Source organism: Solimonas sp. K1W22B-7 (genome assembly GCF_003428335.1).
Lineage (GTDB): Bacteria > Pseudomonadota > Gammaproteobacteria > Nevskiales > Nevskiaceae > Solimonas_A.
Window position 1 is genome coordinate 2,716,350 of record NZ_CP031704.1, and the last position, 15,078, is coordinate 2,731,427.

Genomic DNA, 15,078 nt, shown 5'->3' on the forward strand with positions numbered 1-15,078 from the left:
GAACGCGAATGAACGCAAATAGATGAAAGCTTTGATTCGCGTTCATTTGCGTTCATTCGCGGATTGAAGTTCTTTACATCGTCCGCGCGATCAGCTCTTTCATGATCTCGTTGGTGCCGCCGTAGATGCGCTGCGCGCGCGAGTCGATCCAGGCGCGGGCGATCGGGTACTCCAGCATGTAGCCGTAGCCACCATGCAGCTGCAGGCACTGGTCGATCACCTTGCACATCAGGTCGGAGGTCCACATCTTGGCGGTGGCGGCGTCGTCCACGCCGAGCTTCTTCTTCACGGCCAGCTCGATGCAGCGGTCGACGTAGACGCGGCCGATCGCCAGTTCGGCCTTCATCTCGGCCATCTTGAAGCGGGTGTTCTGGTAGGAAGCCACCGGCTTGCCGAAAACCTTGCGGCTGCGGGTGTAGTCCAGGGTGTGCTTCAGGGAGGCCTCGGCACCGGCGATCGAGGTGATCGCGATCATCAGGCGTTCCCAGGCCAGTTCCTGCATCAGCATGATGAAGCCCATGCCTTCCTTGCCGCCCAGCAGATTCGCCTTGGGCACGCGCACGTCCTTGAAGAACAGCTCGCAGGTGTCCTGCGCGTGCATGCCGATCTTCTTCAGCGGCTTGCCCTTGCTGAAGCCCGGGCTGTCGGCGTCCACCAGCAGCAGCGAGATGTCCTTGGCGCCCTCGCCGGAGTTGCCGGTCCTGGCCACCACGATCACCAGGTCGGAGAGATAGCCGTTGGTGATGAAGATCTTGGAGCCGTTGAGGATGTAGTCGTCGCCGTCGGCCACGGCGGTGGTCTTGACCGCCTGCAGGTCGGAGCCGGTGCCCGGCTCGGTCATCGCGATGGCACCGACCAGTTCGCCGGTGGCCATGCGCGGCAGGTACTTCTCCTTCTGCTCCCTGGTGCCGTTGTGGTTGATGTACGGCGCGACGATGTCCGAGTGCAGCGAGAAGCCCACGCCCGAGTCACCGGCATAGGACTGCTCTTCCATCAGGATCGTGCTGTAGGTGCGATCCACGCCCAGGCCGCCGTATTCCTCCGGCATGGTGACGCAGAGCAGGCCCAGTTCACCGGCCTTGTTCCACAGCTTGCGGTCGACGTGCTGCTGCGCTTCCCAGGCCTCGCGGTGCGGCACGACTTCTTCGGCGAAAAAGCGGCGCACGGTCTTGCGGAAATCTTCGTGCTCGGCCGTAAAGAGGCTTCTTGGGATCATCTGGGGGACTCCGGAGGGAAATGGATCATTTACATACAGTCTGGACTGTATCATAGTGTTTCCCATGGAACGGCTGTCAACCGCGGCGCGAGCGCCCCGGGGCAAGCCCTTCACGACATTCGGAATTTGCTTGCGGAGACACCCGGGTATGCCGAGAATCGCGCCCGCCATGAAAGCCACCGCCGAGAAGAAGCCGCCCCGCCGCACGCAGGAAGAGCGTAGCGGCGCCATGCGCAAGCGCCTGCTGGCCGCCACGCTGGAAAGCCTGGCCGAGGACGGCTATGCCGGCAGCACGCTGAGTTCCATCGTGCGCCGCGCGGGTGTTTCCCGTGGCGCCCAGGTCCATCACTACCCCAGCAAGCAGGCGCTGATGCTCGACGCCTCGGAAGACCTGCTCAAGCGCACCTATCGCCGGCTGGGTGAGCTGCTGCTGTCGGTGTCCGAGGAGGACAATCGCCTGCAGGCCCTGGTGGACGCCGTCTGGGAACAGATGTTCGCCACGCCGCTGTACCGCGCCTACTGCGAACTGGTGGCGGCCAGCCAGCGCGACCAGGAACTGGCGAAGGCGCTCAGCGGCATGCTGCAGCGCGTGATGGCGCTGTTCGAGCCGGCCGCGAACTACTACTTCGAGACCAGCGGCACGAAACTGCGCCCGGCCGACCTGTTCCTGCAGCTCAGCTGCGTGCTCAGCGGCCTGGGCCTGCAGGCGCCGCTGCTGAACCAGGTGGTGATCCGCTCGCAGCTCGACGCCTGGGTCAAGCAGACGGCGCCGGTGCTGCGTGCGCGCAAGGGCATCAACCGCCCGCCGCCGCGCCCCGCTGCCTGGGACCGCATCCTCGACGCCAAGCCACCGCGCTGACCCCCGGAGTCGCCTGGTCCAGTACCGGACACCCTCGGCAGGCAGGCCCATGGCACGCCAGCGGGAACCTCACCTGGGCATCAGGGAGCCGGCGAGCGTCCGGCCGCCCCCCGCGGCGCTGCGGCCGCTGTAACGCCGCCCCGGCCAAAAAGTTGTCAGAGAAGGCTCGCGTGCTAGCATTGCAGACATAACGACCCATAAAGCGATTACGCTGACACCTCCATGAGCACGGGCACGGCAATCGACCCATCCGTTTTCGCGAACTACGTGCCGCTCAACGCACTGCGGCCGGAGAGTCGCGTGGACCTGGCCAAGAAGGCCATGGTCGCCACCGCCCGCTCCGGCGACTACCTGTTCAAGATCGGCGATTCGGCCAAGGACGCGATCTTCCTGGTCAGCGGTGAAATCCACCTGGAGGACGCCGCCGGCAAGCCGATCGCGCGGCTGCGCGCCGGCGATCCCACCGCGCATCACCGGGTGGCGCACCAGTCGCCGCGCAAGGTCTCCGCGCGCTGCCATGGCGCAGTGCAGTATTTCTCGGTGGATGCCGGCCTGCTCGACGTCATGCTGACCTGGGACCAGACCGGCAGTTTCGAGGTCGGCGAGCTGCAATCCGGCGGCGACAGCGGTGCCAGCGACGACTGGATGTCCAAGCTGCTGCAGATCCGCACCTTCCAGATGATCCCGCCGTCCAACCTGCAGGCCATGTTCATGCGCATGCAGGAGATCAAGGTCGAGCCGGGCCAGGTGGTGGTCAAGCAGGGCGACGACGGCGATTTCTTCTACGTCATCATGTCCGGGCGCTGCATGGTGACGCGCGAGCAGCCCAACCAGAAGGCGGTGCGCCTGGCGGAGCTGGAAACGGGTTCCTGCTTCGGCGAGGAAGCCCTGATCTCCGACGCCAAGCGCAACGCCACCGTCACTTCGCTGACGCGCGGCAGCCTGATGCGCCTGTCCAAGGACGACTTCCGCAAGCTGCTCAACGACCCGCTGGCGCGCAAGATCAGCCTGGTCGAGGCGCAGAAGCTGGTGGCCAGCGGCTCGGCCAAGTACCTCGACGTGCGCCTGCCCAGCGAGTTCCAGGCCCACAGCATGCCCGGCAGCATCAACCTGCCGCTGTACATGCTGCGCATGAAGCTGACCATGGTCGATCCCAAGACCACCTGGATCGTCTGCTGCGATACCGGCCGCCGCAGTTCGGTGGCGGTATTCATCCTGACGCAGAAGGGCTACGACGCCTACGTGCTGGACAAGGGCATCCCCCCGGCCGCGACGTAGGGTGCGCACCGCGCACGCGGAGCAAGCACGGCCAGGAACACATGGTGCGCAATGCGCACCCTACTGCCAAAATTTTCTCCAAAAAAAGCCCTCCGCAAGGAGGGCTTTTTCGTTGCGGCCGGGGCTGGCGCTACATCGTGTGCGTGGGGCGATCCGCGCCAAGCGCACCCGCCAGCAGGCCCTCGATCTTCTTCTGCGTGGTGCCGCCGTCCTGGGTGCTGAACTGCACGCCGATGCCCTGCAGGCGCTTGTTCTGCGCGCCGCGCGGCGTCACCCAGACCACCTTGCCGGCCACCGGCAGGCGCTCGGCGCCGTCCATCAGCGTCAGCAGGATGAACACCTCGTCACCGAGCCGGTATTCCTTGTTCGTAGGAATGAACAGGCCACCGTTCTTCACGAACGGCATGTAGGCCACGTACAGCGCCGACTTGTCCTTGATGTTCAAGGTCAGGATGCCGGGCTGGGCGCCGCCTGGACGTGGTGCCGGTGTGCTCACTCTCCCCTCCTGTATTTGTCGTATTGCCGCAATGTAACTGATTTGGGAGTCAGGTTGCGCGCCTTTGCGCCCGCGCCTGCCGCGAAGCCAGCACCAGCAGGGCCTCCAGCAGCATCTGCGGGTTGGCATTGCCCTCCAGGCGTCGGCGGGCGTCGGTGGCCTCCTGCATCAGCCGGTGCAACTCCGGCGGCGGCAGCAGCCCGCCCCCGGCCAGGGCCTGCTTCAGCGTCCCGGTGAGCCAGCCCAGCAGCCAGGCCAGGAAGGCCGCAGCGTCGTCCTTGCCGATACGCTGCGCCGCAGCAATCGGCTCCTGCTTGAGCTGCAGCACGCCGGTCAGCAGCTCGGCCCAGTCGCGCGAACGGGAACGGTCCGAGTCCGCCAGTTCCAGCGCCCGCAGCGGCGCCCCGCACGCCTCGCGCAGCAGCGCCGCGTCGGCCTGCGGCTTGCGCGCCTGCAACCACTCCAGACCCGCGGCTTCGTCGGGCGCCGAGAAACGCAGGCGCTGGCAGCGGCTGCGCAGCGTCGCCTTGAGCGCCTGGGGCCGCTCCGAAACCAGCAGCAGATGCGTACCGGGCGGCGGCTCCTCGATGGTCTTGAGCAGCGAATTGACACTGTTTTCGTTCAGAGAGTCGGCCGGATCGAACATCACGACCCGGGCTCCTTGGTAGTGGGTCGCCAAGGCAATCATTTCGATCATGCGGCGCACGCCATCAGTCGCAATATCGCGCTTGGCGCTATCGGGCTTCGGCAGCCAATGTGCCAATCCCTGCTCGTGCCTGCCGCTCTCGGTCATCGCGAGGCCATGCAGGCCTTCCCTTGATAACAGCAAAGCATTCGGATGATTGCCCACCGCGAGCTGTTGGCAACTGCGGCACTGGCCGCAGGCATAGCCGGAGCGCGCTTCGCAGAGAAGAAAGGCAGCCAGCGCGCGCGCAAAGCTTCGCTTCCCGACGCCGGCAGGCCCGGCCAAAAGCAGCGCATGCCCCAGGCGCCCCTGCAGCGCGAGGGCTGTAGCATCGAGCCACAGGTCCTTCTGCCAGGGCAAGGGCTGCGTCATGGTGCTCACAGGCGGCTCTCCAGCGCCAGGCGCAGCGACTCGCGCACCTGTTCCAGCGGCGGCGCCGCATCGATCACCTGGTAGCGCGCACCGCCGGCCGCGGCGCGGCGCAGGAAACACTCGCGCACGCGGGCCATGTAGGCCAGCGACTCGTCCTCGAAGCGGTTGACCTCGCCGCGGCCGCGCGCACGCGCCAGGCCCTGCTCCGGCGGCAGGTCGAACACCAGCGTCAGCTGCGGGCGGAAATCGCCCAGCACCAGCGACTCCAGGGCCGCGATGTGGCGCTCGTCCAGGCCCTTGCCGGCACCCTGGTAGGCATAGGACGAATCGACGAAGCGATCGCAGACCACGTCCCTGCCGGCGGCCAGCGCCGGCAGCACCGTGGCCCTCAGGTGCGCCGCGCGCGCCGCGAACATCAGCAGCACCTCGCTCTCGGCGCCGACACCCTCGGCCCAGCCCTGCAGCACCACGCGGCGGATTTCCTCGGCCAGCGGCGAGCCGCCCGGTTCGCGCGTCAGCAGCACCTCGCGGCCGCGCGCCTGCAGCCAGTCGCGGATGAAGGCGGCGTGCGTGGACTTGCCGGCGCCCTCGCCGCCTTCCAGGGTGATGAAGCGGCCTGCGCTCACGGCCGCCCCAGCTGGTAGCGGCGCACCGCTGCCTCGTGTTCGGCCAGCGTGTCGGAGAACTGGTGCGTGCCGTCGCCCTTCGAAACGAAGTAGATCGCGCTGCCCGGCGCCGGGTGCAGCGCTGCATGGATCGCGGCCCGGCTGGGCAGGCAGATCGGCGACGGCGGCAGGCCGTCGCGGGTGTAGCTGTTGTAGGGATTGTCGGCCAGCAGGTCGGCACGGCGAATGTTGCCGTCGAAAGCCTCGCCGAGGCCATAGATGATCGTCGGGTCGGTCTGCAGGCGCATGCCCAGGCGCAGGCGGCGCACGAACACGCCGCCGATCTCGGGACGCTCCGCGACGGCGCCGGTTTCCTTCTCGATGATCGAGGCCATGGTCAGCGCCTCTTCCGGCGAGGCATAGGGCAGATCGGCCTCGCGAGCCTCCCACTCCTGCGCCAGGGCCTTGTCCATCGCCTCCGCCGCATGCTGCAGGAAGGCGACATCCGTGGTGCCCTTGGGGAAATTGTAGGTATCCGGGAACAATCGCCCCTCGGGGTGCACGCCGGCACGGCCGATCGCTGCCATCAGTTCTTCTGCCGTGGCCTGCGCCCGCGTCTGCCGGATCGCCGGATGCTCGCGCAGCAGCTTCAGTGCCTGGGCGAAGGTGCGTCCTTCGACGATCAGCAGCGTATGCAGGCGCGTCTTGCCCTCGACCAGCAGGGCCAGCATGTCCAGCGGATTGATCCCCGGCGCCAGTTCGTACTCGCCGGCCTTGATCAGCGCCGACACGCCGGTGAAGCGCGCGTACAGGCGCAGGTACAGCGCCAGCCGCGGCGGCTGCACGATGTTGCGCGCCTGCAGGCCATTGAGGATCGACGTCAGCGAACTGCCGGGCGCGATCTCCAGCGACTCCGCCTGTTGCAGCGGCAGCGGCGTCTTCAGCAGGCGGCCGGCATCCCAGTACAGCGCGCCGGCGGCGATCAGGATGAGCAGCAACAGATTGAAGAATGTGCGCATGAACAGGAGCCTATCCGAGCCTCGGGTGATCGAGCGCGGCCATCAGCCGCTGCGTCAGGGGGCCGGGCGCCTGCAGGGCGGCACCATCGAACTCCCGCACCGGCCAGATACCGATCAGGCTGTTGCAGACGAAGATTTCGTCAGCCTGCCGCAGCTGTGTCGCGTCGGTGTCGTCGAAGTGCACGGGCATCTGCAGTCGCTCGGCCAGTTCCAGGATTTTTTCACGCATCATGCCGCGGATGCCGCAGCGTTCCAGCGCCGGCGTGACCAGGCGACCGCCCGCGACCCGGAACAGGTTGCTGCGCGTGCCACACACCACCAGCCCGCGAGCATCGCATACGAATCCTTCTTCGGCATCTCCCGGCCAGTCTCGGCTGGCCAGCACCTGTTCCAGGCGATTCAGGTGCTTGATGCCGGCCAGCAGCGGCTGGTCGGCCAGGCGCACCGGGCTCAGGAAACAGCGCACGCCCCGCTCCCAGCAGGCCGCGGGATAGCGCGGCACCGGCAGGCGCAGCAGCAGGCGATCGCAGTCGTCATCGGCCGCACGGTAGCCGCGCCCACCGGCACGGCGCGTGAGGATCAGCTTGATCACGCCGAGTTCCTCGTCGGCGCAGAGCGCGGCGATCTCCTCCTCCAGCGTCGCGCGCGGCGGCGACAGCAGGCCCAGGCCCGCGGCATCGCGTTCCAGCACGTCGAGCTGGCGCCGCAGGTCCACTACCGCGCCCTGCCACAGCAGCATGGTGCGGAACACCCCGTCGCCGTAGTGCAGGCCGCGCGACTGCGCCAGCGCGTGGTCGCAGGCGGCACCGTTGAACAACATGGCACTCACGCTTCCACTCCAAGCGCCAGCAACAGACCGCGCGCCTTGGCCCGCGTCTCCGCCAGCTCGGCCTCGGGTTTCGAATCGGCGACGATGCCGGCGCCGGTGCGAAAGCTGACCTCGCCGTTCTCGCAGACCAGGCTGCGGATCAGGATGTTGGTGTCCAGGCGCCCGCAGTTGGAGAGATAGCCCATCGCACCGGTGTAGGCGCCGCGGCCCACGCCCTCCAGCTCGGCGATGATCTCCATCGCCCGCACCTTGGGGCAGCCGGTGATCGTGCCGCCGGGAAACACCGCGCGCAGCACCTCGGCCGGGCCGATGCCGCCGCGCAGGCGGCCGCGCACGTTGGAGACGATGTGATGCACGTGGGCGTAGCTCTCGATCGTCATCAGCTCGCTGACCTCCACGCTGCCGGGCTCGCAGACACGGCCCAGGTCGTTGCGCTCCAGGTCGATAAGCATGACATGCTCGGCGCGCTCCTTCAGGTTGCCGATCAGGCCCTGCTTGAGGCGCTCGTCCTCCTCGGCCGATGCACTGCGCGGCCGCGTGCCGGCGATCGGCCGGGTCTGCGCCCAGCCGCCGTCGATCTGCACCAGGCGCTCCGGCGAGGAACTGAGCACGGCACTGCCGCCCCAGCAGGCCAGGCCGGCGAAGGGCGCGGGATTGCGCTGGCGCAGGCGGCGATAGACCCCCTGGTAGTCCTGACCGGATGCCAGTTGCGCACGCCAGGCGCGCGACAGGTTGGCCTGGAAGATGTCGCCCGCCTGGAGATAGTCCAGGATCCGCCGCACGCCTCCCAGGAAGCGCTCGTCCGAATCTTCATGCACAGACACTATCAGTTCTGAATCAATGTCTTGCATAGTGTTGTTAAAGTACTTATCCACATCCTGCCGCAGCTGCTCCAGCTGCGCTGGATCCTGCTCTGCCAGCAGTGTGGTGACGCCGCGCTCGCGGTCGTGGATCGCGGCGGCGGTGCAGCGCACCGCCAGGGCGTCGGGCAGGCCGTAGGGAGACGGCGGCAGCCTCAGGCCCGGCTCGACGAAGCGTGCCGCCTCGTAGCCCAGCAGCAGGAACCAGCCGCCGCAGAACGGTAGCCCGGTCGGCGCCGCCGGCAGAGCTTCCTCACGGATCGCCCGGGCCAGCTCGCCGAAGAAATCGCCGCCCGCGACGGCGCGCGCCTGCAGGCTGCGCCCGGGGAAGCCGAAAAGGATGTCGTAGCGGCCGGACTGCGGATGCCCGGCAACGCTCTGCAGCAGGAAGGGATAGCGCTCCGGCGCCTGCCGATGCACTTCGAAAAGATCAATGGAACCAGCGATTTCAGCGCGCAAACTCATGCCACGAGTTTACGGCATCCGCGCGCGCGCTCGTGCCTCGCAAAAGAACTTCCTGGCCGCGGATTGCGCGGATAAACGCGGATTCAAAGACCTGAAAATCTCAAAATCTTATCCGCGTGCATCCGCGTGATCCGCGGCAAATCCTCTTGGCACGGTCTGGAGGCGCGCCGACGCAAGAAGCGTCAGGCGAAGCGTCGGAAGGCCACCGTACCGTTGGTGCCGCCGAAGCCGAAGGAGTTGGACATCACCACTTCGAGCCTGGCCTGGCGCGCCGTGTGCGGCACGTAGTCCAGGTCGCAGCCCTCGCTGGGATTCTCGAGGTTGATCGTCGGCGGGATGACCTGGTCGCGCAGGGCCAGCACGCTGAAGATCGCCTCGATGCCGCCGGCGGCGCCCAGCAGGTGCCCGGTCATCGACTTGGTCGAGGACACGGCCAGCTTGTAGGCGTAGTCGCCGAAGGCGCCCTTCACCGCCAGCGTCTCGGCGATGTCGCCGGCCGGGGTCGAGGTACCGTGCGCGTTGACGTACTGGACGTCTTCCGGGTTCAGGCCGGCGTTGCGCAGGCAGGCCTGCATGCAGCGGCGCGCGCCGTTGCCGTCTTCCGGCGGCAGCGTGATGTGGTAGGCGTCGCCCGACATGCCGAAGCCGATGAACTCGGCATAGATCTTCGCGCCACGCGCCTTGGCGTGCTCCAGGTCCTCGAGGATCAGCACACCGGCGCCGTCGCCGAGCACGAAGCCGTCGCGATCCTTGTCCCAGGGCCGGCTGGCGCGGGTCGGATCGTCGTTGCGGGTGGACAGTGCGCGGGCCTGGCAGAAGCCCGCCAGCCCGGCGGGTGCGGAGCCGGCTTCGCCGGCACCGACGATGAAGACATCGGCATCGCCAGCCTGGATCAGGCGGGCGCCGACGCCGATCGCGTGCGTCGCGGTGGTGCAGGCCGTGACGGTCGCGAGATTCGGCCCGGTGATGCCGAGGTCGATGGAAACATGCCCCGAGATCATGTTGATGATCGACGAGGGAACGAAGAACGGCGAGACGCGCTTGGGACCGGACTTGTGCAGCGTGGCGCACTCGGTCTCGATCGCACCGATGCCGCCGATGCCCGAACCGATGCAGATGCCGATGCGCTCGCGGTTGGCGTCCGTGATCTCCAGCCCGGAGTCCTTCACGGCCTGCTTGGCCGCGGCGACGCCGTAGTGGATGAAGGGATCGGTACGACGGACTTCCTTCGGGCCGAGATAATCCTCGGCCCGAAAGTTCCTGATCATGCCCCCGAAGCGGGTCGTATAAGCCGACACGTCGTAGTACTCGATGGGACCGATACCCGACCTTCCGGCCAGGATCGATTCCCATGCGCTATCAACCGTGTTGCCGACGGGCGAAATAATGCCCAGGCCGGTGACGACGACGCGTCTGCGGCTCATAAGAGGATTCCTGCTTGGGGGGTTTCTTTGCGGGGTGTACCCGGCGCCATCAACCCTGCTGGGTGTGGGCCTTGATGTAGTTCAGAACGTCCGAGAAGGTCACGATTTTCTCGGCTTCCTCATCCGGGATGTCGATTTCGAACTCTTCTTCCAGCGCCATCACCAGCTCGACGGTATCCAGGGAGTCCGCACCCAGATCCTCGACGAACGAGGCGGTGGGGGTGATCTGATCTTCGCTGACGGACAGCTGCTCAGCGATGATCTTCTTTACTTTCTCTTCCAACGTGCTCATGCATCACTCCTGGGACAATCTGTTTGTTTGAGAGGCGGCGTATTGTAGTGGTGCGTTGCGGCAAAAACACAAGCCTGCATATCGGGTTGACATTGCAGGATACAGGTGTTCAGGCCATCAGCATGCCACCGTTGACGTGCAGGGTTTCGCCGGTGATGTAGCCGGCGTCCTTGGAGGCCAGGAAGGCCACCGCAGCAGCGATATCTTCCGGTTTTCCGAGGCGTTCGAGCGGAATCTGGTTCTGCAGCGCCGTGCGCGCATCTTCTCCCAGTTTCTGCGTCATGTCGGTGTCGATGAAGCCCGGCGCCACCACGTTGACCGTGATGCCGCGCGAGCCGATTTCGCGGGCCAGGGACTTCGAAAAGCCGATCAGCCCGGCCTTGGCCGCGGCGTAGTTGGCCTGGCCGGCATTGCCCATGGTACCCACCACGGAGCCGACGCTGATGATGCGGCCGTGGCGCGCCTTCATCATGCCGCGCAGCACCGCGCGGGACAGGCGGAAGACCGAGCTGAGGTCGGTTTCCAGCACGTCCGCCCAGTCCTCGTTCTTCATGCGGACCAGCAGGGTATCGCGGGTCACGCCGGCGTTGTTGACCAGCAGCGACACCGGGCCGATCTCGGCGATCAGCGCATCGCAGGCGGCGGCATCGCGCACGTCCAGCACCTTGCCCTGCCCGCCCAGCGGGCCCAGCCAGGCCTGGATGGCCTCGGCACCGGCGGCGCTGGTAGCCGTTCCGGTGACCTTGGCGCCTTCGGCCGCCAACCGCTCCGCGATGGCCTTGCCGATGCCACGACTGGCGCCGGTGACCAGAGCGGTTTCGCCCTGCAACTTCATCAATTGAACCCCCAAATACCGTTCTTCCGTGAACGACTGTTTATTTTGCCATTACGATCAATGACTTGCATCATATATCAAGCAGCGGATGGGCTGCAAACCGCGGCCTCGCCGGCGACCAGCGCACGGGCCTTCTCCAGGCCCGCCGGCTCGGACAGGGAAGCCGCAGCAAGCTCCTTGCCAATCCGCTTGCACAGCCCCGCCAGCACCTCGCCCGGACCGCACTCCACGAACGCCCCGATTCCCTGGGCGGAAAGGCCCCGGATGGTCTGGGTCCAGCGCACCGGGCAGTACAACTGTACTTTAAGTGCTTCGCGGATCGAATCAGCATCCTGACGCGCCTGCGCGTCAAAATTGTGAAACACCGGGATGGAAGGGGGCTGGACGGCGATCGTGGCCAGTTTTTCCGCCAGCTTTTCGGCCGCACCGCGCATCAGCGAGCAGTGCGAGGGCACGGAAACGGGCAGCGGCAGGGCGCGCTTGATGCCATGGGCCTTGGCGTTGGCGGCCAGCCAATCCAGCGCGGCCTTCTCGCCGGCGACCACCACCTGGCCGGGGGAGTTGTAGTTGACCGGCTCCAGCACCTCGGAACCGGGGTAGGCCTTGCACACCGCCTCCACCTGCTCGTCCTCCAGTCCCAGGATCGCCATCATGCCGCCGGTGCCGGCCGGTACCGCGGCCTGCATCAACTGGCCGCGCAGCTCCACCAGCTTCAGCGCGTCGGCGAAGTCCAGGCTGCCGGCGGCGACCAGGGCGGTGTACTCGCCCAGGCTGTGGCCGGCCAGGGCCGCCGGAGGCGGCAGGCCCTGCTTCTGCCACAGGCGCCAGGCGGCGATGCCGGCCGCCAGCAGCGCCGGCTGGGCGCGCTCGGTGCGGTTCAGTTCCTCGACCGGGCCATTGGCGACCAGGCCGGCCAGGTCCCAGCCCAGCACGGCGGAGGCTTCGGCGTAGGTGGCGGCGACGACGGGGTCGGCATGGGCCGACAGCATGCCCACGGCCTGGGAACCCTGGCCGGGGAAGACGATTGCATATTGCATGGGTACTGGCTGCTCTCTGTCGGAGTTGGGGGCTTCACCGCGCCTCGGGGGCGCGGCCTTCTGGAGTCCTGGGGCGAAACAGGCCGGCAATGGCGGCGTAACACAGGGCGGTCATGATGCCGAAGCGGTGCGCTTCGTGCGCCACCCTACCACCGAGTGCCTGTTCATCGGAAATCGGGGTGCCCGTCGCCCATTCCCAGGCCAGCTTCGCCAGCAGGCAGGCGATGGCCGCCAGGGCAATGCCGTCCCGCCGCAATGCCTGCGGCAGCAGCCCCAGCAGGAACAAGCCGTGCAGCACCCCCGAGAATCCGACATAGCTGCGCCACTGCGGCGCCAGCGCATACAGCCCGACGGTCACGCCAAGGCCCAGCAGCAGCAGGCGCAGCAGCCAGGCGCGTGCCGGCAGCGGCTCCGGGCACAGCAGCACCAGCACCCAGAGACCCGCCAGGTTCAGTCCCAGGTGATACCAGCCGAAGTGCAGGAAGTTGCCGCTCAGCAGCCGCCACCACTGGCCCGCGGCCACGGCCTCGCGCCGGTACTCCAGCGCCGCGCGCGCCGCGTCGCCGCCCAGCGCCAGCAGCAGGCACAGCAGGCCGATCGCCACCGGCATGGCCCACACGGCGCGGGAACGCGCGAACGACTCTGCTATCATTTTTTGCGGCCGATCCAGGCCTGTTCCAGACATCATCCCATCCCCATGCAGAAAGCTTTCGCCACGCGCCGCCAGGGCGGTTTCACCCTGATCGAGATCATGGTCGTCGTCGTGATCCTCGGCATCCTGGCCGCCTTCGTCGTGCCCAACATCATGAGCAAGCCCGACGAGGCCCGCATCGTCAAGGCGAAGCAGGACATCCGCGCCCTCGAATCGGCGCTGAGCATGTACAAGCTGGACAACTTCTACTACCCCAGTTCGCAGCAGGGCCTGGAAGCGCTGGTGACCAAGCCCTCGGGCGAGCCGGAGCCGCGCAACTACAACTCCGGCGGCTACATCAAGTCCTTGCCCAAGGACCCCTGGGGCAATCCCTACCAGTACCTGTCGCCCGGCACCCACAACGCCGACTTCGACATCTTCTCGCTGGGCACGGACAACCGCCCGGGCGGCGAAGGCTCGGCTGCCGACGTCGGCAACTGGGAAACCGCCAAGCAATAGGCGCCGCCTTGCGTCGCCGTTCCGCAGCCTGTCCGGCAAGCCCCGCGGCGACGCGGGGCTTTACGCTGGTCGAGCTCATGGTGGTGGTCGTCATCATCGGCATCATGCTGAGCTTCGTCACCCTGCCCTTCGGCGGCCGCTCGGTCGACGACCGCATCGAGTTCGAAGCCAAGCGCCTGGACCGCACGCTGCGCTTCGCCCTGGAAGAGGCGGAGATCAAGGGCGTGCTGATCGGCTTCCGCTACCTGCCGGACCACTACGAATTCCTGGCGCCGGGCAAGGATGGCAAATGGGAGCCCTACGACCTCGGTCCGTTCCGCTCGCATCCCTTCGCGGCACCGCTGACGCTGCAGCTGCGCGTCGAAGACCGCGTGGTGCCGCCGGCCCAGGAAACCGAGAAGAACGACGAGAAGGCCGAGCCCAAGCCGCAGATCCTGCTGCTGCCCAGCGGCGAGGTCAGTGCCTTCCGCATGGTGGTGGGCGCCGGCGGCAGCCCGACCCGCTACACGGTCGAGGCCGACGCGATGGGCAAGTTCCGCTTCCAGAACGGCGAGGAGAAGCGCAAGTGATCCGGCCGACCCGCATGCGCGGCTTCACGCTGATCGAGATGCTGGTGGCCGTGGCGGTGGTGGCCATCGCCATGGGCGCAATCATCACCGGGCTGGCACGCTACGCCGACAACGCCGCGCGCCTGCGCGAGAAGACCGTGGCGCTGTGGGTGGCGCACAACCGCCTCACCGAACTGGAACTGCAGCGCGCCTGGCCCGACATCGGCAAGTCCGACGGCGAGGTCATGATGGCCGGGGTGAAGTGGAAATGGTTCGTCGAGATCAAGGCGACGCCGGACCCGCACCTGCGCCGCGCCGACATCCGCGTGCAGCCGCTCAAGCGCAAGGACGACGTCATGTCGCTGTCGGCCTTCTTCGCCGACACGGGACGCACGTGAGGACGGCGCGCGGCTTCACCCTGCTGGAACTGCTGGTCGTCATGGCGATCTTCGCGGTGTTCGCGCTGCTGGCCTACGGCGGCCTCGACACCGTGCTGAAGAGCCGCGCCCAGGTCGAGGAGGCGATGGAGCACACCGCTGCCGTGCAGAAGGCCTACGTCAAGCTGCGCGACGACTTCCAGCAGGTGCGCAACAGGCCGGTGCGCGACGGCTTCGGCGACCTGCAGCCGCCGCTGCGGGTCACCCGCGACGCCCGCGTGGAACTGACCCGCGGCGGCTGGCGCAATCCGCTGCTGCTGCCGCGGCCCGGCCTGGAGCGCGTCAGCTACCGCCTCGACGGCAAGCAGCTCAAGCGCGAAAGCTTTCGCGTGCTGGACCAGGCGCAGGACTCCAAGGTGGTGGAGCTGGTGCTGTTCGACGACGTGCGCGAACTGCGGTGGCGCTTCCTCGACGAAAAAAACCGCGAGTGGCACGAGACCTGGCCGCCGACCAGCGCCAGCAATGCCCCCAATGGCGCCACGCCGGTGCCGCTGGCGGTGGAGATCAAGCTCGACAGCAAGCAATGGGGCGAGCTGACCTTCCTGTTCCGCCTGGGCCTGAAAGAGGTGCCCACGACACCCGCAGGCACGCCGAACCCCGGCGCGGGCGGCAGCAACAAGCCGGGCCAGGACACCAACAACGCCCCGTCCGGCGGCGCGTCGGAGTCCTGA

General features: G+C 67.2%; 18 protein-coding genes. 6 read left to right on the plus strand and 12 right to left on the minus strand.

Annotated elements, in window-relative coordinates; translation table 11 throughout:
• Nucleotides 1-73 precede the first annotated feature (73 nt).
• Complete coding sequence (locus D0B54_RS12340; RefSeq protein ID WP_367396781.1) at nucleotides 74-1,270, minus strand: acyl-CoA dehydrogenase family protein; 1,197 nt, start codon at nucleotides 1,268-1,270, stop codon at nucleotides 74-76.
• Between the two features lie 115 nt (nucleotides 1,271-1,385).
• On the opposite strand from D0B54_RS12340, the gene D0B54_RS12345 reads away from it, so the two are divergent.
• Nucleotides 1,386-2,075 (plus strand): TetR/AcrR family transcriptional regulator, encoded by a 690-nt coding sequence (locus D0B54_RS12345; protein WP_162932381.1) that lies wholly within the window; start codon nucleotides 1,386-1,388, stop codon nucleotides 2,073-2,075.
• Between the two features lie 222 nt (nucleotides 2,076-2,297).
• Nucleotides 2,298-3,353: a cyclic nucleotide-binding domain-containing protein gene (locus tag D0B54_RS12350; protein ID WP_117291620.1), complete on the plus strand. Its 1,056-nt coding sequence runs from the start codon at nucleotides 2,298-2,300 to the stop codon at nucleotides 3,351-3,353.
• Nucleotides 3,354-3,483: 130 nt separating this feature from the next.
• On the opposite strand, the gene D0B54_RS12355 is transcribed toward D0B54_RS12350, so the two are convergent.
• The 11 genes from D0B54_RS12355 to rrtA all read right to left on the minus strand — a co-directional run bounded on the left by D0B54_RS12355 (nucleotide 3,484) and on the right by rrtA (nucleotide 12,924).
• Entirely contained in the window at nucleotides 3,484-3,849 is a 366-nt protein-coding gene (locus D0B54_RS12355; RefSeq protein ID WP_117291621.1) for a PilZ domain-containing protein, read from the minus strand.
• Nucleotides 3,850-3,898: 49 nt separating this feature from the next.
• Nucleotides 3,899-4,906: a DNA polymerase III subunit delta' gene (gene holB, locus D0B54_RS12360; protein ID WP_240433634.1), complete on the minus strand. Its 1,008-nt coding sequence runs from the start codon at nucleotides 4,904-4,906 to the stop codon at nucleotides 3,899-3,901.
• 5 nt (nucleotides 4,907-4,911) lie between these two features.
• Nucleotides 4,912-5,532: a dTMP kinase gene (gene tmk / locus D0B54_RS12365; protein ID WP_117291623.1), complete on the minus strand. Its 621-nt coding sequence runs from the start codon at nucleotides 5,530-5,532 to the stop codon at nucleotides 4,912-4,914.
• A complete protein-coding gene (gene mltG / locus D0B54_RS12370) occupies nucleotides 5,529-6,530 on the minus strand; it encodes an endolytic transglycosylase MltG (protein WP_117291624.1) in 1,002 nt (333 codons plus the stop codon). The genes tmk and mltG overlap by 4 nt, the downstream gene beginning before the upstream one ends.
• 10 nt (nucleotides 6,531-6,540) lie before the next feature.
• Entirely contained in the window at nucleotides 6,541-7,350 is an 810-nt protein-coding gene (gene pabC, locus D0B54_RS12375; protein WP_240433636.1) for an aminodeoxychorismate lyase, read from the minus strand.
• 5 nt (nucleotides 7,351-7,355) lie between these two features.
• Complete coding sequence (locus D0B54_RS12380; RefSeq protein ID WP_117291626.1) at nucleotides 7,356-8,684, minus strand: aminodeoxychorismate synthase component I; 1,329 nt, start codon at nucleotides 8,682-8,684, stop codon at nucleotides 7,356-7,358.
• Between the two features lie 182 nt (nucleotides 8,685-8,866).
• Nucleotides 8,867-10,108 (minus strand): beta-ketoacyl-ACP synthase II, encoded by a 1,242-nt coding sequence (fabF, locus tag D0B54_RS12385; protein ID WP_117291627.1) that lies wholly within the window; start codon nucleotides 10,106-10,108, stop codon nucleotides 8,867-8,869.
• Nucleotides 10,109-10,157: 49 nt separating this feature from the next.
• Nucleotides 10,158-10,400, minus strand: coding sequence for an acyl carrier protein (gene acpP / locus D0B54_RS12390; protein ID WP_117291628.1), 243 nt, complete (start codon nucleotides 10,398-10,400; stop codon nucleotides 10,158-10,160).
• 109 nt (nucleotides 10,401-10,509) lie between these two features.
• Nucleotides 10,510-11,235: a 3-oxoacyl-ACP reductase FabG gene (gene fabG / locus D0B54_RS12395; RefSeq protein ID WP_117291629.1), complete on the minus strand. Its 726-nt coding sequence runs from the start codon at nucleotides 11,233-11,235 to the stop codon at nucleotides 10,510-10,512.
• Between the two features lie 77 nt (nucleotides 11,236-11,312).
• Complete coding sequence (fabD, locus tag D0B54_RS12400; RefSeq protein WP_117291630.1) at nucleotides 11,313-12,272, minus strand: ACP S-malonyltransferase; 960 nt, start codon at nucleotides 12,270-12,272, stop codon at nucleotides 11,313-11,315.
• Between the two features lie 34 nt (nucleotides 12,273-12,306).
• Nucleotides 12,307-12,924, minus strand: coding sequence for a rhombosortase (rrtA, locus tag D0B54_RS12405; protein WP_240433412.1), 618 nt, complete (start codon nucleotides 12,922-12,924; stop codon nucleotides 12,307-12,309).
• A 45-nt stretch (nucleotides 12,925-12,969) separates the two neighbouring features.
• Between rrtA and gspG the strand changes: the two genes are divergently transcribed.
• Genes gspG through gspJ form a run of 4 tightly spaced genes read left to right on the plus strand, consistent with a single transcriptional unit; the run spans nucleotide 12,970 to nucleotide 15,078 of the window.
• On the plus strand, nucleotides 12,970-13,422 hold the full coding sequence (gspG, locus tag D0B54_RS12410; RefSeq protein ID WP_117291632.1) for a type II secretion system major pseudopilin GspG: 453 nt from the start codon (nucleotides 12,970-12,972) through the stop codon (nucleotides 13,420-13,422).
• Nucleotides 13,423-13,430: 8 nt separating this feature from the next.
• Complete coding sequence (gene gspH, locus D0B54_RS12415; RefSeq protein WP_162932382.1) at nucleotides 13,431-13,991, plus strand: type II secretion system minor pseudopilin GspH; 561 nt, start codon at nucleotides 13,431-13,433, stop codon at nucleotides 13,989-13,991.
• Nucleotides 13,988-14,368: a type II secretion system minor pseudopilin GspI gene (gene gspI / locus D0B54_RS12420; protein WP_240433413.1), complete on the plus strand. Its 381-nt coding sequence runs from the start codon at nucleotides 13,988-13,990 to the stop codon at nucleotides 14,366-14,368. Before gspH ends, gspI begins: the two co-directional genes overlap by 4 nt.
• Nucleotides 14,365-15,078, plus strand: coding sequence for a type II secretion system minor pseudopilin GspJ (gspJ, locus tag D0B54_RS12425; RefSeq protein WP_205527408.1), 714 nt, complete (start codon nucleotides 14,365-14,367; stop codon nucleotides 15,076-15,078). Before gspI ends, gspJ begins: the two co-directional genes overlap by 4 nt.

Excerpts from the sequence above, each read along its gene's own strand:
- mltG (WP_117291624.1), bottom strand. The coding sequence starts at position 6,530 with ATGCGCACATTCTTCAATCTGTTGCTGCTCATCCTGATCGCCGCCGGC.
- holB (WP_240433634.1), bottom strand. The coding sequence starts at position 4,906 with ATGACGCAGCCCTTGCCCTGGCAGAAGGACCTGTGGCTCGATGCTACA.
- D0B54_RS12380 (WP_117291626.1), bottom strand. The coding sequence starts at position 8,684 with ATGAGTTTGCGCGCTGAAATCGCTGGTTCCATTGATCTTTTCGAAGTG.
- rrtA (WP_240433412.1), bottom strand. The coding sequence starts at position 12,924 with ATGATAGCAGAGTCGTTCGCGCGTTCCCGCGCCGTGTGGGCCATGCCG.
- fabF (WP_117291627.1), bottom strand. The coding sequence starts at position 10,108 with ATGAGCCGCAGACGCGTCGTCGTCACCGGCCTGGGCATTATTTCGCCC.
- D0B54_RS12340 (WP_367396781.1), bottom strand. The coding sequence starts at position 1,270 with ATGATACAGTCCAGACTGTATGTAAATGATCCATTTCCCTCCGGAGTC.
- D0B54_RS12345 (WP_162932381.1), top strand. The coding sequence starts at position 1,386 with ATGAAAGCCACCGCCGAGAAGAAGCCGCCCCGCCGCACGCAGGAAGAG.
- pabC (WP_240433636.1), bottom strand. The coding sequence starts at position 7,350 with ATGTTGTTCAACGGTGCCGCCTGCGACCACGCGCTGGCGCAGTCGCGC.
- fabG (WP_117291629.1), bottom strand. The coding sequence starts at position 11,235 with ATGAAGTTGCAGGGCGAAACCGCTCTGGTCACCGGCGCCAGTCGTGGC.
- D0B54_RS12350 (WP_117291620.1), top strand. The coding sequence starts at position 2,298 with ATGAGCACGGGCACGGCAATCGACCCATCCGTTTTCGCGAACTACGTG.
- fabD (WP_117291630.1), bottom strand. The coding sequence starts at position 12,272 with ATGCAATATGCAATCGTCTTCCCCGGCCAGGGTTCCCAGGCCGTGGGC.
- acpP (WP_117291628.1), bottom strand. The coding sequence starts at position 10,400 with ATGAGCACGTTGGAAGAGAAAGTAAAGAAGATCATCGCTGAGCAGCTG.
- gspG (WP_117291632.1), top strand. The coding sequence starts at position 12,970 with ATGCAGAAAGCTTTCGCCACGCGCCGCCAGGGCGGTTTCACCCTGATC.